22 protein-coding genes are annotated in these 24809 nt (G+C 67.2%); 14 read left to right on the top strand and 8 right to left on the bottom strand.

The features are described 5' to 3' along the window. The first annotated feature begins 62 nt into the window (after positions 1 to 62). The 10 genes from ACP7BH_RS09655 to ACP7BH_RS09610 all read left to right on the top strand — a co-directional run bounded on the left by ACP7BH_RS09655 (position 63) and on the right by ACP7BH_RS09610 (position 11321). Positions 63 to 1592: a spinster family MFS transporter gene (locus ACP7BH_RS09655; protein WP_425981625.1), complete on the top strand. Its 1530-nt coding sequence runs from the start codon at positions 63 to 65 to the stop codon at positions 1590 to 1592. Between the two features lie 85 nt (positions 1593 to 1677). Next, positions 1678 to 2868 carry an ADP-forming succinate--CoA ligase subunit beta gene (gene sucC, locus ACP7BH_RS09650; RefSeq protein ID WP_425981627.1) on the top strand — a complete coding sequence of 397 codons (1191 nt, stop codon included), beginning with the start codon at positions 1678 to 1680 and terminating at the stop codon, positions 2866 to 2868. Positions 2869 to 3094: 226 nt separating this feature from the next. After that, positions 3095 to 3604 carry a hypothetical protein gene (locus ACP7BH_RS09645; RefSeq protein WP_425981629.1) on the top strand — a complete coding sequence of 170 codons (510 nt, stop codon included), beginning with the start codon at positions 3095 to 3097 and terminating at the stop codon, positions 3602 to 3604. A 50-nt stretch (positions 3605 to 3654) separates the two neighbouring features. Then, positions 3655 to 3918: a ribbon-helix-helix protein, CopG family gene (locus ACP7BH_RS09640; RefSeq protein ID WP_271165197.1), complete on the top strand. Its 264-nt coding sequence runs from the start codon at positions 3655 to 3657 to the stop codon at positions 3916 to 3918. Further along, positions 3902 to 4327, top strand: coding sequence for a PIN domain-containing protein (locus tag ACP7BH_RS09635; RefSeq protein WP_271165198.1), 426 nt, complete (start codon positions 3902 to 3904; stop codon positions 4325 to 4327). The genes ACP7BH_RS09640 and ACP7BH_RS09635 overlap by 17 nt, the downstream gene beginning before the upstream one ends. 31 nt (positions 4328 to 4358) lie before the next feature. Continuing rightward, positions 4359 to 5261, top strand: a complete 903-nt coding sequence (gene sucD, locus ACP7BH_RS09630) for a succinate--CoA ligase subunit alpha (protein WP_425981631.1) — start codon at positions 4359 to 4361, stop codon at positions 5259 to 5261. A gap of 289 nt (positions 5262 to 5550) precedes the next feature. Continuing rightward, positions 5551 to 8565: a 2-oxoglutarate dehydrogenase E1 component gene (locus ACP7BH_RS09625; protein WP_425981634.1), complete on the top strand. Its 3015-nt coding sequence runs from the start codon at positions 5551 to 5553 to the stop codon at positions 8563 to 8565. A 42-nt stretch (positions 8566 to 8607) separates the two neighbouring features. After that, entirely contained in the window at positions 8608 to 10149 is a 1542-nt protein-coding gene (gene odhB, locus ACP7BH_RS09620) for a 2-oxoglutarate dehydrogenase complex dihydrolipoyllysine-residue succinyltransferase (protein ID WP_425981636.1), read from the top strand. A gap of 57 nt (positions 10150 to 10206) precedes the next feature. Further along, entirely contained in the window at positions 10207 to 10818 is a 612-nt protein-coding gene (locus ACP7BH_RS09615; protein WP_425981638.1) for a glutathione S-transferase family protein, read from the top strand. Between the two features lie 140 nt (positions 10819 to 10958). Further along, positions 10959 to 11321, top strand: coding sequence for a hypothetical protein (locus ACP7BH_RS09610; protein ID WP_426043337.1), 363 nt, complete (start codon positions 10959 to 10961; stop codon positions 11319 to 11321). Here ACP7BH_RS09610 and prfA read toward each other — a convergent pair whose 3' ends face one another. Then, positions 11322 to 12389 carry a peptide chain release factor 1 gene (prfA, locus tag ACP7BH_RS09605; RefSeq protein ID WP_135194440.1) on the bottom strand — a complete coding sequence of 356 codons (1068 nt, stop codon included), beginning with the start codon at positions 12387 to 12389 and terminating at the stop codon, positions 11322 to 11324. 209 nt (positions 12390 to 12598) lie between these two features. Between prfA and ACP7BH_RS09600 the strand changes: the two genes are divergently transcribed. Genes ACP7BH_RS09600 through ACP7BH_RS09590 form a run of 3 tightly spaced genes read left to right on the top strand, consistent with a single transcriptional unit; the run spans position 12599 to position 14540 of the window. Then, entirely contained in the window at positions 12599 to 13228 is a 630-nt protein-coding gene (locus ACP7BH_RS09600) for a response regulator (RefSeq protein ID WP_425981643.1), read from the top strand. Positions 13229 to 13288: 60 nt separating this feature from the next. Further along, complete coding sequence (locus tag ACP7BH_RS09595) at positions 13289 to 13729, top strand: RrF2 family transcriptional regulator (RefSeq protein WP_425981646.1); 441 nt, start codon at positions 13289 to 13291, stop codon at positions 13727 to 13729. Positions 13730 to 13763: 34 nt separating this feature from the next. Then, a complete protein-coding gene (locus ACP7BH_RS09590) occupies positions 13764 to 14540 on the top strand; it encodes a sulfite exporter TauE/SafE family protein (protein WP_425981649.1) in 777 nt (258 codons plus the stop codon). A 54-nt stretch (positions 14541 to 14594) separates the two neighbouring features. Here the strand turns inward: ACP7BH_RS09590 and ACP7BH_RS09585 are convergent, their stop codons facing one another. The 6 genes from ACP7BH_RS09585 to ACP7BH_RS09560 form a co-directional block, all read right to left on the bottom strand. Next, positions 14595 to 15125, bottom strand: coding sequence for a hypothetical protein (locus tag ACP7BH_RS09585; RefSeq protein WP_425981652.1), 531 nt, complete (start codon positions 15123 to 15125; stop codon positions 14595 to 14597). After that, positions 15125 to 15586, bottom strand: coding sequence for a PEGA domain-containing protein (locus ACP7BH_RS09580; RefSeq protein WP_425981655.1), 462 nt, complete (start codon positions 15584 to 15586; stop codon positions 15125 to 15127). The genes ACP7BH_RS09585 and ACP7BH_RS09580 overlap by 1 nt, the downstream gene beginning before the upstream one ends. Before the next feature lie 126 nt (positions 15587 to 15712). Continuing rightward, on the bottom strand, positions 15713 to 16849 hold the full coding sequence (gene ispG, locus ACP7BH_RS09575; protein WP_425981658.1) for a flavodoxin-dependent (E)-4-hydroxy-3-methylbut-2-enyl-diphosphate synthase: 1137 nt from the start codon (positions 16847 to 16849) through the stop codon (positions 15713 to 15715). Positions 16850 to 16897: 48 nt separating this feature from the next. Further along, positions 16898 to 17980, bottom strand: coding sequence for a helix-turn-helix domain-containing protein (locus ACP7BH_RS09570; protein ID WP_425981661.1), 1083 nt, complete (start codon positions 17978 to 17980; stop codon positions 16898 to 16900). Positions 17981 to 18092: 112 nt separating this feature from the next. Then, entirely contained in the window at positions 18093 to 20351 is a 2259-nt protein-coding gene (ptsP, locus tag ACP7BH_RS09565) for a phosphoenolpyruvate--protein phosphotransferase (protein ID WP_409719684.1), read from the bottom strand. Between the two features lie 67 nt (positions 20352 to 20418). Further along, a complete protein-coding gene (locus ACP7BH_RS09560) occupies positions 20419 to 21693 on the bottom strand; it encodes an aspartate kinase (RefSeq protein ID WP_425981663.1) in 1275 nt (424 codons plus the stop codon). A 55-nt stretch (positions 21694 to 21748) separates the two neighbouring features. Here ACP7BH_RS09560 and ubiG point away from each other — a divergent pair, with 55 nt between their 5' ends. After that, complete coding sequence (gene ubiG, locus ACP7BH_RS09555) at positions 21749 to 22564, top strand: bifunctional 2-polyprenyl-6-hydroxyphenol methylase/3-demethylubiquinol 3-O-methyltransferase UbiG (RefSeq protein ID WP_425981665.1); 816 nt, start codon at positions 21749 to 21751, stop codon at positions 22562 to 22564. Positions 22565 to 22709: 145 nt separating this feature from the next. On the opposite strand, the gene ACP7BH_RS09550 is transcribed toward ubiG, so the two are convergent. Then, positions 22710 to 24755, bottom strand: coding sequence for an OPT family oligopeptide transporter (locus tag ACP7BH_RS09550; protein WP_425981667.1), 2046 nt, complete (start codon positions 24753 to 24755; stop codon positions 22710 to 22712). Positions 24756 to 24809: the final 54 nt, after the last annotated feature.

Genomic DNA, 24809 nt, shown 5'->3' with positions numbered 1-24809 from the left:
AGTGAGCAGAGTTGCGGCTAGGCTCGCCTCAACGAATAAAAAAGACGCCGAGGGAAACGCCGATGACGACGGATATGCTGACGGTCGAGGACAAGGTGCGGCCCGAGCGGCCGGAACGGCCCGGCTACCGCTACTATGTGCTGGCGGTCCTGATTCTGATCTACATGCTGAACTTCCTGGATCGCCAGATCATCGGCATCCTGGCCGCGCCGCTGAAGGAAGAGTTCGGCATGTCCGACAGCCAGTTCGGCCTGTTGGGCGGCATCGCCTTCGCCTCGGTCTATTCGACATTGGCCATTCCCTTGGCTTGGCTGGCCGACCGCTACAGCCGGGTCTGGATCATGACCGGCGCCCTGACGGTCTGGTCGGGCTTCACCGCCTTGTGCGGCATGGCGGGCTCCTTCGGACAGCTGTTCCTGTGTCGGATGGGCGTGGGCATCGGCGAGGCGGGGGGCGTGGCCCCGGCCTATTCGCTGATCGCCGACTATTTCCCGCCGCATCAGCGGGCGCGCGCCATGGCCGCCTTCGCCTTCGGCATTCCACTGGGCATGGCGGCGGGCACCCTGGTCGGCGGCCTGCTGGCTGCGACATACGGCTGGCGCACGGCCTTCATCGTTGTCGGCCTGCTGGGCGTGCTGGTCGCGCCGCTGCTGCGGCTGACGGTGAAGGACCCCAAGCGGGGAGGGACCGATGCGATCAAGACCGAGGCCCAGGTCGCGGCCTTGGCCGCCGCCCCCGTCGGCACGGACCGGGCGGGCAAGATCGCCGCCCAGATCATGCTGGGACTGGGGATAGGCCTGCTGATCCTTGGAGGCTTGAGCTGGCTGATGGGCACATCGCTGGGCAATCCGCTGGTGCTGGCCTTCGGCGGCCTTCTGGCGGTGGTGATCGGCATATCGCTGATGATCGCGCGCCGCACGGCCTCGGTGGTGATCCGTAAGCCCAGCTTTTGGCTGCTGGGCCTGGGCGCGGCTTCGTCGTCGGTGTGCGGTTACGGCGTCGCCGGCTGGCTGCCCCTGTTCTTCATGCGCAGCTTCGACCTGACCCTGCGCCAGACCAGCATCTACTATTCCGGCATCGCTTTGATCGGCGGCATCCTGGGCATCTGGCTGGGCGGCATGATCGCCGACAAGCTGTCGAAGAAGGGCAAGGGCGCCTATCCGATGACGCCGGCCATCGCTTTCCTGATCTCGGCGCCCTGTTTCATCCTGGCGATGAACTCGCCATGGCTGATCGGCCTGGTCTTGCCGGGCGGGGGCAGCAACACCCAGCAGCTGGTGCTGGCCTTCCTGATCTTCCTGTTGCCGACCGGACTGAACCTAGCCTGGCTGGGTCCGATCACGGCGGCGGTCCAGCATCTGGTCCCGGCGGCCATGCGCTCCACCGCCTCGGCCCTGTTCCTGCTGCTGAACAATCTGCTGGGGATCGCGGTCGGCTTCTACTATTTCGGCTGGATGAGCGACCTGCTGTCGCCGCGGTTCGGGGAGGAGAGCCTGAGGTGGGCGATCTACACCGGCATGGGCTTCTATGTGCTGGCGGCGATCCTGCTGATCGGGGCCTCGCGGACGCTGAAGCGGGACTGGGTCGACTAAAGGGAGGCTGTGGACGGTTGCACCCGCGAAGGGACGGGGCCTATAAGCCCCGCAACTCTCCCAGCAGCGGTTGCGACGGTCCCTCATGAACATCCACGAATATCAGGCCAAGCAGGTCCTCAAAGGTTTCGGCGCCCCGGTCGCCGAAGGCGTCGCGGTGACGTCGGTCGATCAGGTCGAGGCGGCCGCAAAATCCCTGCCCGGCCCGCTCTATGTCGTGAAGTCGCAGATCCACGCCGGTGGACGCGGTAAGGGCAAGTTCAAGGAACTGCCGGCCGAGGCCAAGGGCGGCGTTCGCCTGGCCTTCTCGGTCGAAGAGGCCGTCTCCCACGCCAAGGAAATGCTGGGCAACACCCTGGTCACCGCCCAGACGGGCGACGCCGGCAAGCAGGTCAACCGCCTCTACATCGAGGACGGCGCCGACATCGACCGCGAACTGTATTGCTCGCTGCTGGTCGACCGCCAATACGGCCGCATCGCCTTCGTCGTCTCGACCGAGGGCGGCATGGACATCGAGGCCGTCGCCCATGACACGCCCGAGAAAATCCAGAACATCGTCATCGACCCGAACTCGGGCGTGACCGACGCCGACGTCGCCGCCATCAGCGCCGCCTACGGCCTGACCGGCGCCGCCGCCGAAGACGCCAAGTCCCTGTTCCCGGCGCTGTACAAGGCCTTCGTCGAGAAGGACATGGACATGCTGGAGGTGAACCCCCTGATCGTCATGAAGGACGGCCATCTGCGCGTCCTGGACGCCAAGGTCAGCTTCGACGGCAACGCCCTGTTCCGCCACCACGACATCAAGGCCCTGCGCGACGAGACCGAGGAAGACGCCAAGGAAATCGAAGCCTCCAAGTGGGACCTGGCCTACGTCTCGCTGGACGGCAACATCGGCTGCATGGTCAACGGCGCGGGCCTGGCCATGGCGACGATGGACATCATCAAGCTGTACGGCAAAGAACCCGCCAACTTCTGCGACGTCGGCGGCGGCGCCGGCAAGGAGAAGGTCGCTGCGGCCTTCAAGATCATCACCGCCGACCCGAACGTCCAGGGCATCTTGGTCAACATCTTCGGCGGCATCATGAAGTGCGACGTCATCGCCGAGGGCGTTGTCGCCGCGGTGAAGGAAGTGGGTCTGAAGGTGCCGCTGGTCGTGCGCCTGGAAGGCACCAACGCCGAACTGGGCAAGAAAATCCTGAACGAGTCGGGCCTGGCCATCACGGCCGCCGACGACCTCGACGACGCCGCCCAGAAGATCGTCGCGGCGGTCGGCTAACCACGCTCGTGTAGGTCGGCGCCGCCTTTGGGCGGCGCAGGGCTCACCCTCGGCTCCAGCATTCCTCCCTGACGCGTTCAGGGGGGAATGGTTGACACGGCCGCAACCCTGGTGAACCGTGTTCTCTATGGGCGCTCATCGGGTTATTCAGGCCTTGACGGCCTCGTTGGTCTTGCTGTGTGCGCCCCCTGCGCTGTCGGCGCAGTCTGTGGCGGCGCAGTCTGTAGTGGCGCCTGAACCCACCGACATCATTGCGACTTTGAACGCGATCTGTGTCGCGGCGCAGGGCGACCGCGCCCAGGCTGCAGCCTTGGCGGCGGAAGCCGGCTTTTCGCCGGTGCCGGAAAGCATGACGCCGCGACTTCGCAACGCCACGGAACGCGCAGGCTTCATGCGCACCAACGCCACCGACATGAGCATCGTCATGACGGGCCGGATGACGCGACGGGTCGGGCGCGAGACGATTGTGCTGGATTTCTGCGGGGTCGCCGTCCGCCCCACCGATCATCGCGCCCTGGCCCAACGGCTGAGCGACCTCATGAAGTTCGATTCCATCAATACGGTCGGCTTTGACGCCTATGCTTGGCTGCAGACCCCCGAGGGCCGGGCGCCGGCGCGAAGCCTTTCTGACGCCCAGTTCGTGGCGATGGCTCGAACAGGGCAAATGCGGCTTCTCGGGCTGGACCGGACGGGCCCCGGATCCACGCTGATCTATATGTTGCCGAGGCTCGACTAACCCGGGCCCACGGGCTATGTGTTACACATAACCCGTGTAGAGCGCCGCGCGTGACCCGCAACCTGACCCTCGCCATCGACGACGACCTGCTCGACAAGGTGCGGGTGCTGGCGGCCATGAAGCGGACCAGCGTCAACGAGATGGTGCGCGGCTTCCTGACCCGGCTGGTCGAGCAGGAAACCTCCAAGGACGAGGCGCGCGAGGCGCTGCTCAAGCTGATCGACGAATCCGAGGGCCGGGGCGGCGAAGGCTGGCGTCCGCCTACGCGCGAAGAGACCTACAGCGGGGAACCTCGGTTTGATCGCGAGTTCTGAGGTCTTTCTCGACACCAATATTCTGCTCTACGCCGCTCTTGGTCGCGACCATGCGGGGCATAGGTGGGAGCGTGCGCGCGAGATCGTGCTGACCGAGGACTATTGCACCTCGGGGCAGGTCTTGGCCGAGTTCTACAACAACGCCATCAGGAAGGGCGAAGCGCCGCTGTCTCCGGACAAAGCGCGCGAGTGGGTGCGGGTCGTCGCCTTGAAGCCTTGCCAGCCGGTGACGCCTGAAGTTGTCCTGGCCGGCATCGACAACGCCCGCCGCTATCAGCTGTCCTACTGGGACGGCGCCATCATCGCCGCCGCTGAAAAGATTGGCGCGAAAATCCTCTATTCCGAAGACCTCAATCACGGTCAGACCTACGGGTCGGTCCGGGTCGAAAACCCTTTCCTTTCCGTCTAACCCCCAAGTCTAGCAAGCGAAACGAGACCTCATGTCCATCCTCGTCAACAAAGACACCAAGATCATCGTCCAGGGCCTGACCGGCAAGACCGGCGGCTTCCACACCGAACAGGCCCTGGCCTATCACGGCACCAAGATGGTCGCCGGCGTGCACCCAACCAAGGGCGGCACCAGCTGGACCGGTTCGCATGGCGAAACCCTGCCGATCTACGCCTCGGTCGCCGAGGCCCGCGACGCCACGGGCGCCGACGCCTCGGTGATCTACGTCCCGCCGTCGGGCGCGGCCGCCGCCATCATCGAAGCCATCGACGCCGAGATCCCCTTCATCACCTGCATCACCGAAGGCATCCCGGTGATGGACATGGTCAACGTCAAGCGCCGCCTGGAAGGCTCCAAGTCGCGCCTGCTGGGTCCGAACTGCCCCGGCATCCTGACCCCGGACGAGTGCAAGATCGGCATCATGCCGGGCAATATCTTCAAGAAGGGCTCGGTCGGCATCGTGTCGCGTTCGGGCACCCTGACCTATGAAGCCGTGTTCCAGACCACCAACGAAGGCCTGGGCCAGACCACGGCCGTCGGCATCGGCGGCGATCCGGTCAAGGGCACCGAGTTCATCGACGTGCTGGAGCTGTTCCTGGCCGATCCGGAAACCACCTCGATCATCATGATTGGCGAAATCGGCGGCGGCGCCGAAGAAGAGGCCGCCCAGTTCCTGATCGACGAAGCCAAGAAGGGCCGCAAGAAGCCGATGGCCGGCTTCATCGCCGGACGCACCGCGCCCAAGGGCCGCACCATGGGCCACGCCGGCGCCGTCGTCTCGGGCGGCAAGGGCGATGCGGAATCCAAGATCGCCGCCATGGAAGCTGCCGGTATCCGCATGTCGGAATCGCCGGCTCGCCTGGGCAAGACCCTGGTCGAAGTGCTGAAGGGCTGATCCTTCGCGCTGCGCGCGGGCGCTATGCTCGCCGCGCCCCCGGCCTGATCTTCGATCAGCCGGAGGACAGGCTCTGGCTCGCGACTTGAGCGCCTTTCGGCATCAAAAATGCCGTGTGACGCAGGAATGGACGCCCTCGGCTCAGGCCGGGGGCGTTTTTCTTTGGGCCTGCGACCAATTTCTCACCGAATTGCCCCGTTTCGGTCATGACCCATAAGGAAACGACGCCTATATGACGGGCGCGCCCCTCACGGAGATGTGTCCGTCGGGGCCCAGGGATTGCGAAACGATGGCGGACGATGCCGGTCGGCTGAACCAGGTCTTTGCCGAGACCTCATTCCTCTACGGGTCCAATGCGGCCTATGTGGAGGAGCTGCAGGAGAAGTGGGCGAAAGACCCCGGCTCCGTCTCGGCCGAATGGAAAGCCTTTTTCGACCAACTGCGCGACAACGCCGCGCTGGTGACCGCCTCCGCCGAGGCCGGCGGCTGGGGCCGCGGCACGGCGACCGAGCCCACCGAGGAGACCGGCGTCTTCGACGGCCGCTGGCCTGCCCCCAAGCCCGATCCCAAGAAGCCCGGCGCCGCGCCTGCCGCTCCGGCCGCCAAGGCTGTGCCCGCCGATGTCTCGGCCGACGTCATCCGCGCCGCCGCCCATGATTCCATCCGCGCCCTGATGCTGATCCGCAGCTATCGCGTGCGCGGCCACCTGCAGGCCAAGCTGGACCCGCTGGGCATCGAACAACCGGTCGAGAACCCCGAGCTGACGCCGGAATTCTACGGCTTCAGCGGCGCCGATCTGGACCGTCCGATCTTCCTGGACGGCGTCCTGGGCCTTCAGACGGGCACGATCCGCGAAGTTCTGGACATCCTGAAGCGCACCTATTGCGGCACGGTCGGCATCCAGTTCATGCATATCGCCGAGCCGGAAGAGAAATCCTGGCTGCAGCAGCGGTTCGAGGGGCCCGACAAGTTCGAGCAGAACGCCTTCTCCAAGGAAGGCAAGCTGGCCATCCTGTCCAAGCTGGTCGAGGCCGAGGGCTTCGAACGCTTCCTGCACAAGCGCTTCCCCGGCACCAAGCGGTTCGGCCTGGACGGCGGCGAGGCGATGGTCCCGGCGCTGGAGCAGGTCATCAAGCGCGGCGGCTCGCTGGGCGTCGACGAGGTTGTTCTCGGCATGGCCCACCGCGGCCGCCTGAACGTGCTCGCTGCCGTAATGGGCAAGCCCTACAAGGTCATCTTCCACGAGTTCCAGGGCGGTTCGGCCGTGCCGAGCGACATCGAGGGATCGGGCGACGTCAAATATCATATGGGCGCCAGCTCGAACCGCGAGTTCGACGGCAACCACGTCCACCTGTCGCTGACCGCCAACCCGTCGCACCTGGAAATCGTCAACCCGGTGGTTCTGGGCAAGGCGCGCGCCAAACAGGCGTTCGACATCCGCGAGGCCAACGAAGGCGTGCCGGAAGGCCAGTGGGCGCTGGATCGCTCCAAGGTCGTGCCCCTGCTGATCCACGGCGACGCCGCCTTCGCCGGCCAGGGCGTGGTGGCGGAGTGCTTCGCCCTGATGGGGCTGAAGGGTTACCGCACCGGCGGCACGCTTCACTTCGTCATCAACAACCAGATCGGCTTCACCACCAGCCCGCGCAACTCGCGCTCGTCGCCCTATCCGTCGGATGTGGCCCTGATGGTCCAGGCGCCGATCTTCCACGTCAACGGCGACGACCCCGAAGCGGTCGTCTTCGCCTCCAAGGTGGCCACCGAATACCGCCAGAAGTTCCACAAGGACGTGGTGGTGGACATGTTCTGCTACCGCCGCTTCGGCCACAATGAAGGCGACGATCCCACCTTCACCCAGCCGCTGATGTATTCGAAGATCCGCGCCCAGCCCTCGACCCGCGAACTATATTCGCAGCGTCTGGTCGCCGAAGGCGTGATCACCCAGGCCGACGTGGACGCCGAGGTCGAGCGGTTCGAGAAATTCCTCGACGAGCAGTTCGAGGCCGGCAAGACCTGGTCCGCCGAGAAGGCCGACTGGCTGGACGGCCAATGGCAGGGCTTCCAGGCGCCCAAGGACGAGCTGCGCGGCGACACCGCCGTGCCGCTGGCCAAGCTGACCGACCTGGGCCACCGCCTGACCACCATTCCCAACAGCGTCGACATGCACAAGACGCTGAAACGCGTCATCGACGGTCGCCGCGAGGCCATCACCTCGGGCCAAGGCCTGGACTGGGCCACGGCCGAGAGCCTAGCCTTCGCCTCGCTGGTCGACGAAGGCTTCCCGATCCGCCTGTCGGGCCAGGATTCGGTGCGCGGCACCTTCTCTCAGCGCCACTCGGGCATCATCGATCAGACGACCGAAGAGCGCTACATCCCGCTGAACAACCTGCGCGAAGGCCAGGCCAATTTCGAGGTCATCGACTCGGCCCTGTCGGAAGAGGCGGTGCTGGGCTTCGAGTACGGCTATTCGCTGGCCGATCCCAATACGCTGGTCATGTGGGAAGCCCAGTTCGGCGACTTCGTGAACGGCGCCCAGGTGGTGATCGACCAGTTCATCAGCTCGGGCGAACGCAAATGGCTGCGCATGAGCGGCCTGACCATGCTGCTGCCGCACGGCTACGAGGGCCAGGGACCGGAACACTCCTCGGCCCGTCTGGAGCGATTCCTGCAACAGTGCGCCGAAGACAATATGCAGGTCGCCAATTGCACGACCCCGGCCAACTATTTCCACATCCTGCGTCGCCAGATGCACCGGCCGTTCCGCAAGCCGCTGATCCTGATGACGCCCAAGTCCCTGTTGCGTCACAAGAAGGCGGTCTCGTCGATGGCGGACCTGGCGGAGGGTTCGGCCTTCCACCGCGTCCTGCACGACGACGCCCAGACGCGTCCCGAGATCGCCGGGATCACGATCAAGGCGGACAAGGACATCCGCCGCGTCATCCTGTGCTCGGGCAAGGTCTATTACGACCTGCTGGACGCCCGCGAGAAGAAGGCCAAGGACGGCCAGGCCGTGGACGACGTCTACATCCTGCGTCTGGAACAGTTTTATCCGTGGCCGATCCAGTCCCTGCGCAAGGAACTGGCCCGCTTCCCGAAGGCCGAGGTCGTCTGGTGCCAGGAAGAGCCCAAGAACATGGGCGGCTGGACCTTCGTCGATCCGTGGCTGGAGCTGACGCTCGACAAGCTGGACGTCGCCTCCAAGCGCGCCCGCTACGTCGGCCGTCCCGGTTCCGCCTCGACCGCCGCCGGTTTGATGAGCCGGCACCTGAAGGAACTCGACACCTTCACGACCGAAGCCTTCGCCTGATACACGTATAAAAGACCGACCTAGAGACGAGCTGGACCTGACATGGCCGATATCCTGACCCCCGCCCTCGGTGAATCCGTCACCGAAGCCACCATCGCGAAGTGGACCAAGAAGGTCGGTGATCCGGTCAAGAAGGACGAACTGCTGGTCGAGCTGGAGACCGACAAGGTCTCGCTGGAAGTCGTCTCGCCCGCCGACGGCGTGCTGGGCGATATCAAGGCGGCCGAGGGCGACAATGTCGTTCCCGGCACGATCCTGGGTTCGGTGACCGAAGGCGCGTCCGCCGCCGCTCCGGCTTCCGCCCCCGCTCAGGCAAAGGCCGCACCCGCCGCCAAGGCCGAGACCAAGTCGGCTCCCGCCGCCGCCGCCGCCCCTGCCGCCGCCGCTATCGACATCATGGTGCCGGTCATGGGCGAGAGCGTCGCCGAAGGCTCGATGGGCAAGTGGCTCAAGAAGTCCGGCGATGCGGTCAAGAAGGACGAACTGCTGGTCGAGATCGAGACCGACAAGGTCGCGGTCGAGGTGTCGGCCCCGGCTGACGGCGTCCTGACCATCGCCGCCGACGAAGGCGCGACCGTCACCCCGAACCAGAAGATCGGCTCGATCTCGGGTTCCGGCTCGGCCGCCGCTGCACCGGCTGCTGCTCCGGCGCCTGCCGCCGCCGCCCCGGCCAACACCGGCTCGGCCCAGGTCTCGGGCGCCAAGAACGAAACCCTGTCGCCCGCCGTCGCCCGCGTCGTCGGCGAGAACAACCTGGACCCGAAGGCCATCACCGCCACGGGCCCCAAGGGCAACATCACCAAGGCCGACGCCATCGCCGCCATCGGCCAGGCTGCTGCTCCGGCCGCCGCCGCCGCTGCGCCTGCCGCCCCGCGCGCCGATCAGCCGCGCGAAGAGCGGGTGAAGATGACGCGCCTGCGTCAGACGATCGCCCGTCGCCTGAAGGAATCGCAGAACACGGCCGCCCAGCTGACCACCTTCAACGAGGTGGACATGACCAACGTCATGGCCCTGCGCGCCCAGTACAAGGACGTGTTCGAGAAGCGCCACGGCGTGAAGCTGGGCTTCATGTCCTTCTTCACCAAGGCCGTCGTCGCGGCCCTGCACGAGATCCCGGCCGTCAACGCCGAGATCGACGGCACGGACATCATCTACAAGAACCACTATGACATCGGCGTCGCCGTCGGCACCGACAAGGGTCTGGTGGTTCCGGTCCTGCGCGACGCAGACACCCTGAGCCTCGCCGGCATCGAAAAGGGCATCGGCGCCCTGGGCAAGGCCGCCCGTGACGGCGCCCTGACCATGGACCAGATGCAGGGCGGCACCTTCACCATCACCAACGGCGGCACCTATGGGTCGCTGATGTCGACGCCGATCCTGAACGCCCCGCAATCGGGCATCCTGGGCATGCACAACATCGTCCAGCGCCCGATGGCCATCAACGGCGAGGTCAAGATCCGCCCGATGATGTATCTGGCCCTCAGCTACGATCACCGCATCGTGGACGGCAAGGAAGCCGTGACCTTCCTGGTCCGGGTCAAGGAACTGCTGGAAGATCCGGCGCGGGCCTTGCTCGACCTGTAAAGACCCTGAAAGGCGGCGACGATCTCGCCGCCTTTTTCTTTGACCCGAGGTTCGCCGATGCTGACCCTGTATACGTCGTCTGGCTCATGCAGCCGGGCCAGCCATATCGCGCTGGAAGAGTCCGGCCTGCCGTATGCGGTTCATCTGGTCGATTTCGCCAAGTCGGACCAACGTCAGCCCGCCTATCTTGCGATCAATCCCAAGGGGCGCGTCCCCGCCTTGGCGACCGATCTTGGCGTATTGACCGAAAGCCCGGCCATACTGGCCTATATCGCCGCGCTTGCGCCGCCGGGCCTGTTGGCGCCGGCCGACCCCTTCGCCTTTGCCCGGATGCAGGCCTTCAACCTCTATCTGGCCACGACGGTCCACGTCGCCCATGCCCATGGTCGTCGCGCCTCGCGCTGGAGCGATGACGCCACCGCCCAGGCGTCGATGGCGGCCAAGGTGACGCAGAACATGCGCGAGGGCTTCGCCCTGATCGAGGCGGATCTGACCGGCGACTGGGTTATGGGCGACGCCTATACGGTCGCAGACCCCTATCTGTTCACCTTCGCAGGCTGGCTGGAAACCGACGGCGTCGACATCGCCGAGTTTCCCAGGGTCCAGGCCCATTTCGAACGGATGCAGGCCCGTCCCGCCGTCCAGCGCGCCCTGGCCGCCAAGGCCTAGCGGGCGCGCTCGAAGACCATCGGTTGTGTCTATTTTGCGCCGGTCGTTAACGATCCGAATCGCCCGGCATTTTCAGCGATTACAACGGCCGAAAATGGTGCCTTATTCCTGCCATGGAGTGGGCGGCGCGCGCGATAGGGATGTTCTACGTCTTGGGCGGACTGATGCTTTTGTATCAGGCCTGGCTCAACTGGCGTCTGCAACGGGCCTTGTCCGGCCTGATCTCCGTTCCCATGACTGAACAGGTCGCTGACGGCGTGATCGCCCTGGGCGGGCTGCTGGTCCTGGCGTCCGGCGCAGCGCTGGCGGCGCTCAGCGCCTGGGCGGTCGTCGCCTTCCTGGCGGGATGGGCGATCCAGGCCGCCTATCTGCTCTGGGCTAACCGTTCCGATCTGAACGATCCCGTCGCCTCCGGCCGACAGCGTTCGGTTCACGCCTTTGCGGGTTACACCGCCGCCACCGGCCTGGTGATGTGGCTGCCGGTCGCCGGCGTGTTGGGCTGATCAGCCGAACTCGGCTTCCAGGTCTGCCAGGCGCGCCGCCTGATCTTCGGCGATCAGGGCGTTCAGCAGGGGGTCGATGTCGCCTTCCATGATCTGGGGCAGGCTGTGCAGGGTCAGGTTGATGCGGTGATCGCTGACCCGGCCTTGCGGGTAGTTGTAGGTGCGGATCCGTTCCGACCGGTCGCCCGATCCGACCTGGGACTTGCGCGTATCGGACCGGGCCAGGTCCTTGGCCTGACGCTGCATGTCGTACAGGCGCACGCGCAGGTTCTTCATCGCCTTGTCGCGGTTCACGTGCTGGGACTTCTCCGACGACGTCACCATGATGCCGGTGGGCAGGTGGGTGATGCGCACGGCGGAATCGGTCGTGTTGACGTGCTGGCCGCCCGAGCCGGAGGCGCGGAAGGTGTCGATGCGGATGTCCTTGTCGTGGATCTCGATCTCGACGTCCTCGACCTCGGGCAGGACCGCGACCGTCGCCGCCGAGGTGTGGATGCGCCCCTGCGACTCGGTCGTCGGTACGCGCTGCACCCGGTGGACGCCGCTCTCGAACTTCAGCCGGCCGAACACGCCGTCGCCGGTGACGGTGGCGATGATTTCCTTGTAGCCCCCGGCGTCGCCCTCGGTCGCCGAATCCAGCTCGACCCGCCAGCCGCGCGTGGAGGCGTATCGCGAATACATGCGGAACAGGTCGCCGGCGAAAAGAGCCGCCTCGTCGCCACCGGTGCCGGCGCGCACTTCCAGCACGGCCGAGGCGTTCTCGTCGGCGTCGCGCGGCGCCAGCAGCAGGGCGACCTCGCGCTCCAGATCGGGCAGGCGCTCGCCCAGCGTTCGCAGCTCGTCCTGCGCCATCGCCGCCATCTCGGGATCGGCCGTCATGGCTTCCAGATCGGCCATCTCGGCGCGGGCGCGGGCCAGGCCCTGAACCGCGTCGGCGACCGGCTTCAGCTCGGCATGTTCCTTGGACAGGCGCACGATCTCGACGCCGTCGGTCGCCGCGCTCATTCGCGCCTCCACCTCATGGAAGCGGTCGAGCACTTGATCGAGACGGGCCTGGGGCAGTCGCAAGACAGAAATATCCTGAAGAAACGAGAGGGGCCGTCCTTACCCGGCGGGGGCGGTCGTGTCGATTGCAAGCCGCTGCGAGCGCCGGGCGCCGCGCTTGTGATCGGCGATGACGCCAGGGTCACGATGGCGTCAGGTGCGGTTACGAAAGAGGGGTGCAACCGTTTAGCTGGCGCCCAGAACCCTGAATAGGCAACCGTGAGGAGGACGCCATGTTCGACCGCCCGCCCCCGTCTGGACCCCATAGGGCTCAACCCGAAACCGACCCTGTCGCCGACAGCGTCGAACGCCTTTGCCGCCTGTACGACACCCGCCTGGTCGAGACCGGCGGAGACCTCTCACCTGAAGACGCCCGGGAGCTGAACGCCATGGCCGCCATCTACGATCTGGACACCGACCGCCCCTCGACCGAGGTCTGGCGCGACCTGCGCGCCGTCGTCACCCGCCAGGCGCCGCTCGATGCCGCGCCGCCGACCGATGTCGAGGCCCTGACCCTGCTGGTGGTCGAGGACGATCCCGACGCCGCCGCCTCCCTGACCGAACTGCTGACCGAGGCGGGCCACAGCGTCGTCGGCCCCTTCCACAACGCGGCGGCTGCCGAGGCGGCTGCGGCGCTGCACAGCATCGACGCGGCCCTGCTGGACATCAATCTGTCGGGCGAGATGACCGGCGTCGAGCTGGCCCAGGTGCTGACCGGGCGCTGGGACGTGCGGGTGATCTTCATCTCCGGCGACGTCGCCGCCGCCGCCCGAAACGCCGACATGGCCGAGGCCCTGGTGCTGAAACCCTACAACGGCGCCCAGATCCTTGAGGCCGTGGCCCGGCTGGGCCGCTCGGCCTGAGAGCGTCCCCACCGGCGAACGGCGTCTTGCGTCCGGCCTCCGGGCGGGCGATCACGGACCATGCTGTCGAACCGGTCCCGCTACGCCCTGCGCGCCATGGTCCATCTGGCGGGTCTGCCCGGCGGCGGGCCCGCGACCATCGCCGAGATCGCAGATGCTGCGGCGGCCCCGCGCAAGTTCCTGGAGGCCATCCTGCTGGACCTGCGCCGTCACCACCTGCTGGTGTCCAAACGGGGCAGGGCGGGCGGCTATGCCTTGGGCGCGCCTGCCGACGCCATCAGCTTCGCCGACGTGATCCGGGCGCTGGAAGGGCCGCTGGCTCTCGCGCCTTGCGCCTCCCGCACCGCCTATGGCCCCTGCGAGACCTGCCCGGATGTCGAGACCTGTCCGCTTCAGCCCGTGCTTCAGGACGGTCGCGACGCCATCGCGGCCGTGTTCGAGGCGCGAACCCTTCTGCAAGCCGCCGCCAATTCTTCTCCTATTGACCGACTAGGGAAATAAACCGCACCGTTCGTCCGCGTTTCAGGGGCCGCCCATGCAAGACTTCCTTCTGTTCCTCCTCGTCGGTTTCCTGGCCCAGGTCGTGGATGGGGCGCTGGGCATGGCCTACGGCGTCATCTCCTCGACGGTGCTGCTGTCCTTCGGCGTGCCGCCCGCGACGGCGTCGGCCAGCGTCCACGCGGCCGAGGTCTTCACCACGGCGGCCTCGGCCGGATCGCATACGGTCAACAAGAACGTGAACTGGAAGCTGTTCGTGCCCCTGGCCCTGGGCGGCGTGGTGGGCGGCGGCCTCGGCGCCTTCGTCCTGACCAGTATCGACGGCGACGTGATCCGACCGTTCATCACCGCCTATCTGGCCGTCATGGGTCTGGTGATCATCTGGCGCGCCACGCGTCAGACGCGCGAGCGCATCTTCCCGCGCAAATTCGCCGGACCTCTGGGTCTGGTCGGCGGCTTCTTCGACGCGGTCGGCGGCGGCGGCTGGGGGCCCACGGTCACCACCACCCTGGTCGGCACGGGTCAGGATCCCCGCGTGTCCATCGGCACCACCAACACGGCCGAGTTCTTCGTCACCTCGGCCATTTCCGCGACCTTCCTCGCCGCCTTGCTGACCGGCCACTGGCAGGAGGCCGAGGGCATTTCGAGCCATGCGATGGCGGTTCTGGGTCTGATCCTCGGCGGCCTGATCGCGGCCCCCTTCGCCGGGATCATCGCCCGCATCGCCCCGCGCCGGGTGCTGACCTACGGCGTCGGCGCCGTGGTGCTTTTGTCCGCCGGCTATCAGGCCCTGCGGCTGTTCAAGATCATCTGAAATGAAAATCGGCGGCGGGTTCACACCCGCCGCTTCATTGTCATGTTCTGGGGCTCAGCGCGCGCGGGCGCGGAAGCGGGTCAGGAATTCCTTGATGTTCTCGCGGATCGCCGCCTCATTGGCTATACGTAGACGCTCACCGGCGACGAGGGCCTGACCCATCGTCGCCGTTCCCGTCGCAGAGACCGTTTCGTCAAAGACGGTGCGTTCGCCACGGGCGACCGTGTAGCGAACCTGACTGGTGACCGTCATGTCGAAGCCGGCCAGCGGCTGCTTCAGGTTGATCAACGACGCCGAAACGCTCATGGGCTGGCCTTCGGTTCCCATATAGCCGGCTGCGGCCAGGGAGCCTTCGAGCGCGGTCTTGAAGTCCGCATTGGAGACCTGCGAGGTCCACAGCGGATTGGTGCTCTGACCTCCGGATACGTTCACGTTCGTCACCGAGCGATAGCCCAGGTCCCCGGCCGAGGCCGTCAGGCCCGGCGTGGCGGAGAGGGTCATCATGGCGGGGTTCGACGGCGTGGCGCAGGCCGCGACGCCCATGAGGGCAGCAAGCAGGCCAGCAACTGCGATGCGGCGGATCATCATTCGCCACCGGCCGGAGTTGCGGCGGGCGTGCGGGCAGCCGCCGCTTCCTCGGCAGGCGTGCGCAGGACGACGGTCAGCGGATTGGGCTTCAGATCGTTCAGGGCGCCGGACGACGCGTCGACGGCCCCACCGATAATTCCGCCGATCAGGACGTTGCCGGCCAGGGCCGCGCCGCCGGCGCCGGACATGCTGCTGGTGATTTCGTGCGTCTGAGAAACATAACCTTCCTTGGACACGGTGATGTTGAACGCGTCCTTGCGTGACATGCGGAAGGTGCAAGGTGTCGCGGCGCACTCGAAACCGTTCGAGGTGGTCGCCTGAGCGCCGGGCGGCGTGCTCTCGACGGTGAACTCTTGCGTGGTGCCGCGCGTCATGGTGGCGCACGCAGGCAGAGAAAGCGCCACGCCGACCAGCGTGAACGCACGCGCGCCAAAGCGCGCGACAGTTTTGGAAATCATTGAACCCTCGATGAAATAGGGTCCGGCCTCCCCAGGCGGACCTATAGCCTAGGTTGCACGTTCATTATCGAGCGTCAATCACGGAACGGTGAAGTTTAACGCGCCGCCTCGGCGGATGGTGCAGGCCTATTCGGCCGCCTGAAGCTCCGCCGCCCGCGCGGCGTCCAGTTCGGCGGCCTTCTGTTCGACCAGGTCGACGATGTGGTCGATCATGCCGTCGTTGGCCTGTTTGTGGGCGATCTTGCCGTTCAGATAGATCATGCCCGCCCCCTTGCCGCCGCCGGTGAAACCGATGTCGGTATAGAGGGCCTCGCCGGGGCCGTTCACGACGCAGCCGATGACCGACAGGCTCATCGGCGTCGAGATATGGGCCAGCTTTTCTTCCAGCAGGGTCACGGTCTCGATGACGTTGAAGCCCTGACGCGCACACGACGGACAGGCGATGATGTTCACGCCCCGGTGACGCAGGCCCAGCGACTTGAGGATGTCGAAGCCGACCTTGATCTCCTCGACCGGATCGGCGGCCAGCGACACGCGGATGGTGTCGCCGATGCCGGACCACAGCATATTGCCCATGCCGATGGCCGACTTGATGGTGCCGGTGCGCAGCGGTCCCGCCTCGGTCACGCCCAGGTGCAGCGGGCAGTCGATGGCCTCGGCCAGCTGCTGATAGGCGGCGACGGTCAGGAAGGGGTCGGACGCCTTCACCGAAATCTTGAACTCGTGGAAGTCGTGGTCCTGCAGGATGCGGGCGTGGTTCAGCGCGCTCTCGACCATGGCGTCGGGGCAGGGCTCGCCGTATTTCTCCAGCAGCTCCTTTTCCAGCGACCCGGCGTTGACGCCGATCCGCATCGAACAGCCGTGGTCCTTGGCGGCCTGGATGACGTCGCGGACGCGGTCGGCGCTGCCGATATTGCCCGGATTGATGCGCAGGCAGGCGGCGCCGGCCTGGGCCGCCTCGATGCCGCGCTTGTAGTGGAAATGGATGTCGGCGACCAAGGGGACCTTGGCCTCGCGGGCGATGGTCTTGAAGGCGGCGGTCGATTCCACGTCGGGGCAGGAGACGCGCACGATGTCGGCGCCGGCCTCTTCCAGCTGGCGGATCTGGTCGATCGTCGCCGCCGCATCGGTCGTCGGCGTATTGGTCATCGACTGGACGCTGATCGGGGCGTCGCCGCCCACGAGAACGGAGCCGACACGAATCTGGCGGCTCTTGCGACGCTCGATATGGCGCCAGGGTCGGACGTGCGTGTGATCGCTCATGGAAGCATCATATAGGCCGATGATGACGGCGGGACCACGGCCGACGTTTCAGTTCGGCGTCGTGGGCGTGGGAGACGGGGCGGACGTCTGCGTTTGGGCCTGGGTTCGGGCCTGAGCCGCCTGGGCCTCGACCTGCGCGCGCGCCTGGGTCGCCGCCAGCTGTTTGGCGGCCTGGTCGGCGCGGCTGTTGAGCTGGGCCAGCGGCGTCAGCACGCCGGCCAGCGGCCCGCCGTACTCGCCGTTCAGATAGACGTCGAAGGCGGCCGGGTCGGACACGTCCACCGTCGCCGCCACGCCGATCGGCGCGCGCCAGGCCTCGCCCGGCGCCATCTGGCGCGCGAACAGGGCCTGCCCGTCGCCCAGCCGCACCACCAGGGCGCCGGCCGTCTTGGCCTGGATCACCACCATCGACGCGTTGGCCGGGGCGCCATAGACGGCGCCGCGCGGGTTGAAGGCCTTCTGCACCGGCTCGGGATTGGCGGCGGCGGCGATGACGGCGGGATCGGTCGGATCGACGCCGGTCAGTTGGGCCTCCAGGCCAGGCGTGATGTAGAGCTGCGGCGTGGTCTGGTCGGGCGGCGCCGCCATGGGCGCACTGAGGGCCAGTTGCGGATCGGGATCGACCCCGCTGACCCAGGTCTTGGGCACCGCAGCGATGTCGGACGGGTGCGCCGCCTGATGCAGGCTGGCGCGCTGGAACACGTTCCAGCCGATGACGGCGACCACCACGGCGACGACGCCGGCGACGATGCGCGGCGAATGGCGTTTCACGTCCTCGAAGGCGATGCCGATGGGCGCCTTCAGCGGCACCGAGGTGTCGGGGCTTTCGCGCTTGAACCGCTCGACCGCCAGCTGCTCGTCAAGAAACAGGGCCGAGGCGTAGGCCCGCACATAGCCCAGGGCGAAGACGCGTGAGGGCAGGGACGACCAGTCGTTCTGTTCCAGGGCGGTCAGGAAGCGGCGATGCACCTTGGTCTCGGCGGCCAGCTCGGCCAGGGACTTGCCCGACCGCTCGCGCGTATGACGCAGGCCCTCGCCCAGGCTCGCGGCGCCGGCGAACTCGGCCGTCGGATCCTGCCCGTCCGATATGGTCTTGATCGCGTCGGGGGCGGCCCCCGCATTCAGCGCCATTAGGCCTGACCCCATGTTCGGGAAAACACTGCGCCCGAGCGCCGTCTATGTCGCCGCAGATAGACGATTGCGGCCCTGCCAGCAACGCCGCGCTTGGGCCATCGGGCGCTGGTCAGACCGCGACGTTCAGCTTGCGCGCCAGGGACTCGATCTCGTTGCGCACCGAGCCGGTGGACAGGTTCAGCAGATTGGCCATGCCGCGCCGCGCCGCGCTCAGGTCCGCCGACAGGATCATCCGCTTGACCGGCCCGACCCCGCCGGCCGGCGCCGACAGACGCGTGAAGCCCAAGACGATCAGGGCGAAGGCCTCCAGCGGACGTCCGGCCAGCTCGCCGCAGATCGACACCGGCGTGCCGGTGTCGGCGCAGGCCTTCTGGATCGACTGAAGCGCGCGCAGGGTCGGCGGCGACAGGGGGTCGTAACGGTCCGAGACCAGCGGATTGGTGCGGTCGGCGGCGTACATATACTGGAACAGGTCGTTGGTGCCGATGGAGACGAAGTCCGTCAGCGGCAACAGGGCGTCCAAGTGCCATAGCAGCGACGGACATTCGACCATGGCCCCGACGCGCAGCAGGGCCGGCAGGGCGCGCCCGCGACGCTTGGCCCAGGCGCATTCGATGTCCACCAGTTCGCGCGCGGCCCGGAACTCATCGACCGTGGCGATCATCGGGAACATGACCCGCAGCTCGCGCCCGGCCCCCGCCGCCAGCAGCGCACGAAGCTGCATTCGCAGCAGCGACGGCCGATCCAGGCCCAGGCGGATGGCGCGGCGGCCCAGGGCCGGGTTCTCTTCGCGCTCGGCTTCCAGATAGGGCAGGACCTTGTCGCCGCCGATGTCCAGGGTGCGGAAGGTGACGGGTTTGTCGCCGGCCGCGTCCAGCACCAGCTTGTACAGCGCCGTCTGGGCGTTCAGCCGGGGCAGTTCGTCCGACACCATGAACTGGAACTCGGTGCGGAACAGGCCGATGCCCTCGGCGCCCGTCTCGGCCATGTTCTCCAGATCGACGGCGAGACCTGCATTGGTCAGGACCGTGATCCGCTGACCGTCCAGGGTGACGGCCGGCACGTCGCGCAGCTGGGCGAACTCGGCCTGGCGCTGTTCGCGCACGGCCATGCGCGACTGCACGGCCTCCAGCATGTCGGGGCGGGGCCGCAGATAGGTCTCGCCGGTCTCGCCGTCGGCGATGACCATGTCGCCTTCCGACAGCCGGTCGCGCAGGCCCATCAGGCGGCCGACGCAGGGGATCTGCAGAGCCCGCGCGACGATGGCGGCGTGGCTGGCGGCCGAACCTTCTTCCAGCAACAGGCCCTTCAGCTTGTCGCGCGGATACTCCAGCAGGTCGGCAGGCCCCAGGTTCCGCGCCACCAGAATGGCGTCGTCGGGCAGTTCGCGCTCGCCCGGCTTGTCGCCCGCCAACACGCGCAGCAGCCGGTTGGCCAGGTCCTCGAAATCGTGCAGCCGTTCGCGGATATAGGGGTCGCGCGCCTGGGCGAAGCGGGCGCGGTGTTCGTTCCTGACCCGGTCCACCGCCGCCTCGGCCGTCAGGCCGTTGCGCACCGCCTCTTCCAGCGACCGGTTCCAGCCCCGGTCGTCGGCGAACATGCGATAGGTCTCCAGCACCTCGAACGAGGGACCGGCCAGGCCCTGACCCTTGTCCAGCATGACATCCAGGCCGGTCTTCAGAGTGGCGAGCGCCAGCTTCAGCCGCGCCTCCTCCATCGCCGGGTCTTCGGACAGCAGCTTTTCGGGGGGCAGGGGCGCCTCGTGCAGCACCACATGACCAAAGGCCAGACCGTCCGAGAACTTCTGTCCTTTCAGCCGCTCGGGCCGGTGGGGCGCCAGTTCGACGTCGCGCAACTCGTCCAGGGCCAGCAGTTCGCCGGAGGACACCGTCTCGGACAGGACCATGGCGATGGTCTGGATGTCCTCGACCTCTTCCTCGTCATAGCGCCGCTCGGTGCGGTTCTGGACGACCAGGACGCCGATGGCCCGGCCGCCCCGCAGCAAAGGGGCGCCCAGGAAGGCGTGATAGGGGTCTTCGCCCGTTTCCGGCCGATAGGAGAAGGACGGGTGCGACGGCGCGTCCGACAGGCTGATGGGCTGGGCCATCCGCGCCACCTCGCCCACCAGGCCCTCGCCGGGGCGCAGGCGGGTGTTGTGGACGGCGTCGGGGTTCAGGCCTTCGGTGGCGAACAGCTCAAGCTCGCCCGAGGCGCGGCGCAGATAGATGGAGCAGACTTCGGCGACCATCGACCGGGCGATGATCCTGACGACCATGTTCAGGCGGTCCTGCGCGGGGGTCGCGCCCGCGCCGGCCCCGCCCAGAGCCTCGCGGATCTGGCGCAGGAGGATCCGAGGTCCCCTGGTCATCGCGCCGCCTGCCGGCATCATGTCTCCCGCGCCCTTTTCGTGGATATAGGCGCCCTGTTCAGATCACCTATACCGCGTCCAGGCCGTAAGCCGAATGCAACGCCCGAACCGCCAGTTCGGCGTATGCGGCGTCGATCAGGACGCTGATCTTGATCTCGGAGGTCGAGATGGCCTGGAACTTGACGCCCTTTTCGGCCAGGGCCCGGAACATCAGCTGGGCGACGCCCGCATGACTGCGCATGCCGACGCCGACGACCGACACCTTGGCCACGTCCTCGTCGATGCGGATTTCCTCGAAGCCGAGTTGCGCCTGGCTGGCCGTCATCAGCTCGGCGGCGCGCACGGCGTCGCGGCGGCCCGTGGTGAAGGTCAGGTTGACGGTGCCGGCCGTGCGCGACTGGCTCTGCACGATCATGTCGACATTGACGTTGGCCTCGGCCAGGCGCGTGAAGACGTCTGCGGGGGCGTCCACGCGGTCGGACAGGCCCAGCAGGGTGATGCGGGCCTCGTCACGGCTCATGGTCACACCGGACACGATACGTTTTTCCACGATCTCCTCCTCGTCGCAGATCAGGGTTCCACCCTTGTCGGGCATGACGCCATTTGCGTCGGGTTCGATAAAGCTTGAAAGCACGCGCACCGGCACCTGTTTGGCCATGGCCAGCTCGACCGAGCGGGTCTGCAGCACCTTGGCACCCAGGGACGCCATCTCCAGCATCTCTTCGTACGACACCTTGGCCAGGCGGCGCGCGCGGCTCTCGATGCGCGGGTCGGTCGTATAGACGCCGTCCACGTCGGTATAGATGTCGCACGGCGCGCCCAGGGCCGCCGCCACGGCGACCGCCGATGTGTCCGAGCCGCCTCGGCCCAGGGTGGTGATCTTGCCGTCCGTCGTCACGCCCTGGAAGCCGGGGACGATGGCGATCTCGCCCGAATCGACGGCCGCGCCCAGCTTCTCGCCGGGGATGTCGACGATGCGGGCCCGGGCGTGGGCGTCGTCCGTGATGATCGGCACCTGCCAGCCCATCCACGACCGGGCGTTGAGGCCCATGTTGCGCAGGGTCAGGGCCAGCAAACCAGCGGTGACCTGCTCGCCCGAGGCGACCACCACGTCATATTCGTCATCGCTCAGCGGCAGGCCGGCGGCGGCCGGTCCCGCGCCGTCGGTCCAGGCGACCAGTTCGTTGGTCTTGCCCGCCATGGCGGAAACGACGACGGCGATCTTCTTGCCCGAGGCGGCCTCGGCGGCGACGATCCGCGCCGCGCGACGAATGCGTTCGAGGTCGCCCATCGAGGTGCCGCCGAACTTCATCACCAGTCGTGTCGTATCGGGCCGCGTCATCGTGGCGTTCCGCCCCCTGCTTGCGTGAAAGGGCGCGAAGGTTCATCCCTCGCGCATGACCGCTTCTAGCGACGCCGCACCGTCTCGCCTACCCCGCGAAGGGCATGGTTTTCCGCAAAATTCGTCCGAAGGCGCGTTCGGCGCATCGATCGACCCCGCCGATGTGGCCCGCTTTTCGGCCCAGGCGGCCGAATGGTGGGACGCTAAGGGGCCGTTCGCGCCTCTGCACCGGTTCAATCCGGCGCGTCTGGCCCTGATCCGCGACCAGCTTTGCACCCGCCTTGGCCGCGATCCCAAGGCGCGTGCGCCCTTCGAGGGCCTGACCCTGCTGGATGTCGGCTGCGGCGGCGGACTGATCGCCGAGCCGATGCGGCGGATGGGTTTCACCGTCACGGCCATCGACGCCTCGTCCGAGAATATCGGCACGGCGCGCGCCCATGCCGAGATGGTCGGCCTGGACATCGCCTATCGCGCCGCCACGGTGGAACAGATCGAGGCCGAGGGCGCGGGGCCGTTCGACGTGGTCCTGACCATGGAGGTGATCGAGCACGTCGCCGACCCTGAGGCCTTCGTGCGCGCCTGTTCGCGCCTGGTTCGGCCGGGCGGGATCATGATGGTCGCCACCCTGAACCGCACGCTGAAGTCGCTGGCCCTGGGCAAGGTCGCGGCGGAATATATCCTGCGCTGGGTGCCGGCCGGGACCCACGACTGGCGTCAATTCCTCAAGCCCGAAGAGATCCGCGCGATGCTGGCCGCCGAGCCGGTTACGGTCGAGGGGCCCTACGGCCTGAACTACGACCCGCTTCACGACCGCTGGAGCCAGACCGACGACGCGGGCATCAACTATATGATGGTGGCTACGCGGGGCTGACCCGGTCCTCTCCTTCCCCTTCATGGGGAGGGACGGCGAAGCGGAGCGGAGCCCGGGTGGGGTCGTCAGGACGTTGCGCTCGCCCTATCCAGCCCCACCCTGATCGCTTCGCGATCGTCCCTCCCCATGAAGGGGAGGGAGAAAATCAGACCTTCTCGGCCCGTTTGCGGGTCCAGCTGTAGAGGCCGAACACCGCCGCCGCGAAGACGACGATCCCGGCCAGCATGGCGGGCCAGCCGGAGCCTTCGGGGATCATGGCGAAGGGCGCTTCGCTGTTCGTGCCGACGATGACGCTGGCGTAGAAGACGCCGAACAGGCTCTCGCCCACGATCAGGCCGGACGCCAGCAGCACGCCCATGCGGCGCGCCACATCGGCGAACCGGGTCGTCTTGACCGCCTTGTCATAGACCCAGCCGACCACGGCGCCGATGACCAGCATGGTCGTCACCGCCGCCGGCAGATAAAAGCCGATGCCCACGGCCAGAGGCGGCAACTTGACCTTGCCCTTGGTCGACTTGGACACGACGGCGTCCAGCACGATGATGATCACGCCGATCACCGCGCCCAGACCGATCAGGTCCCAACGCAGGTCGCCGCCGATGACGCCGCGCGCCAGGGCCGAGATCAGCGTCGCCTGGGGCGCCGCCAGCGGCTCGTTGGCGATGCCGGGAGGGCCGCCCTCGAACCCGAAGGCGCCGTTCAGCTTGTTCAGGATGAAGGGGATGACCAGGGCGCCGGCGATGACGCCGACGATCAGGGCCAACTGCTGGCGCCACGGCGTCGCATCGACCAGCTGGCCGGTCTTCAGGTCCTGAAGGTTGTCGTTGGCGATGACGGCGACGGCGAACACCACGGCCGTCACGATCAGGGCGAAGGCGATGATGGAGCCGTCGGCCGGCACGCCCGCGATCTTCATCACGCCCAGCATCAGCAGCGAGGCGACGATGATGGCCAGGATGCCGACGCCGGACACCGGGCTGTTCGAAGAGCCGATAAGCCCGGCCATGTATCCGCAGATGGCTGCCACCGCGAAGCCGATCAGCACCACATAGACCAGGCCGCCGATGACCAGCAGGGGGGCGGACGCCGCCAGCGTCGGCGACGCCAACGCGATCCAGGTCAAGAGGCCGGCGATGGCGATCAGGGCGGCCACTGACACGGCGCCGACGATCTTGATCGGAATATCCTGCTCGGCGCGTTCCAGCACCTCGCCGTGCGAGCGTTTGGACTGGGCCGCCAGGGCCGAGGTCAGGCCGCCGATCAGCGGTCCGGCCAGCTTGATTAGGGTCCAGATGGCCGCCACGCCGATGACGCCGGCGCCCATGAAACGGACCTCGCGGCTCCAGACCGTCATGGCCAGTTCTTCGGCAGGCGTTCCGGCGGGCAATGTTGCGGCGATAGAGGGCAGGCCGTGCGACGTGAGCCAGGCGATGGTGTCGGGGCTGGTCAGGATCGGCACGGCGATGACCCAGGCCAGGATCAGGCCGAACAGTTGCGCCAGGCCGACCGTCAGGCCGATCAGGTGCCCGGCGCCCAAGAGCGCAAACTGCATGCCGAAGCCGACGCCGGTCGCGCCGCCGCCCAAGGCGGCCGGAAGCTTGAAGAACTTGGCCGCCTCGCCCGCGAAGACGCGGCCCGCGACCAGCAACGCATAGCCCGACGACACGACAGCGCCCGCGACCACGACCCACAGGCCGGACTTGTTCTCGCGCAGGGCGCTTTCGGTCTGTTCGGCGCCGCGCGAGCCGACCTTCAGCACCTCGGCGGCGGCGACGCCCTCGGGGTAGGGCAGGCCGCCGTTGGTCACCAGGGCGCGTCGCAGCGGGATCGAGAAGGTCACCCCCAGGATGCCGCCGAAGATGCAGATCAGGGTCGATTCCCAGAACGGAAACTCCAGCCACCAGCCGATCATCACCAGGCCGGGCAGGACGAAGATGATCGAACTCATGGCGCCGCCGACCGAGGCGACGGTCTGGACCGTCATATTCTCCCAGATGGTCGAGGTGCGGAAACCGCGCAGGATCGCCATCGAAATGACCGCCGCGGGAATGGCCGAGGCGAAGGTCAGGCCCACCTTCAGGCCCAGATAGGTGTTGGCGGCGGTGAAGACCACCGCCAGCAAAACGCCCAGCACCAGGGCGCGGAGGGTGAGTTCAAGCCGACCCTTGGGGGCGGCGGCAGCGTCTGTCATCGGCGAATTCCCACGTTCGCGCGGACGTAAGCGCATTATGTCGCAGGCGGCAAC

Origin of the sequence: Brevundimonas sp. TWP2-1 (genome assembly GCF_049897645.1) — a bacterium.
Taxonomy (GTDB): domain Bacteria; phylum Pseudomonadota; class Alphaproteobacteria; order Caulobacterales; family Caulobacteraceae; genus Brevundimonas.
Note: the sequence above shows the minus strand (reverse complement) of the source record. Positions and strands in the feature narration are given on the sequence as shown.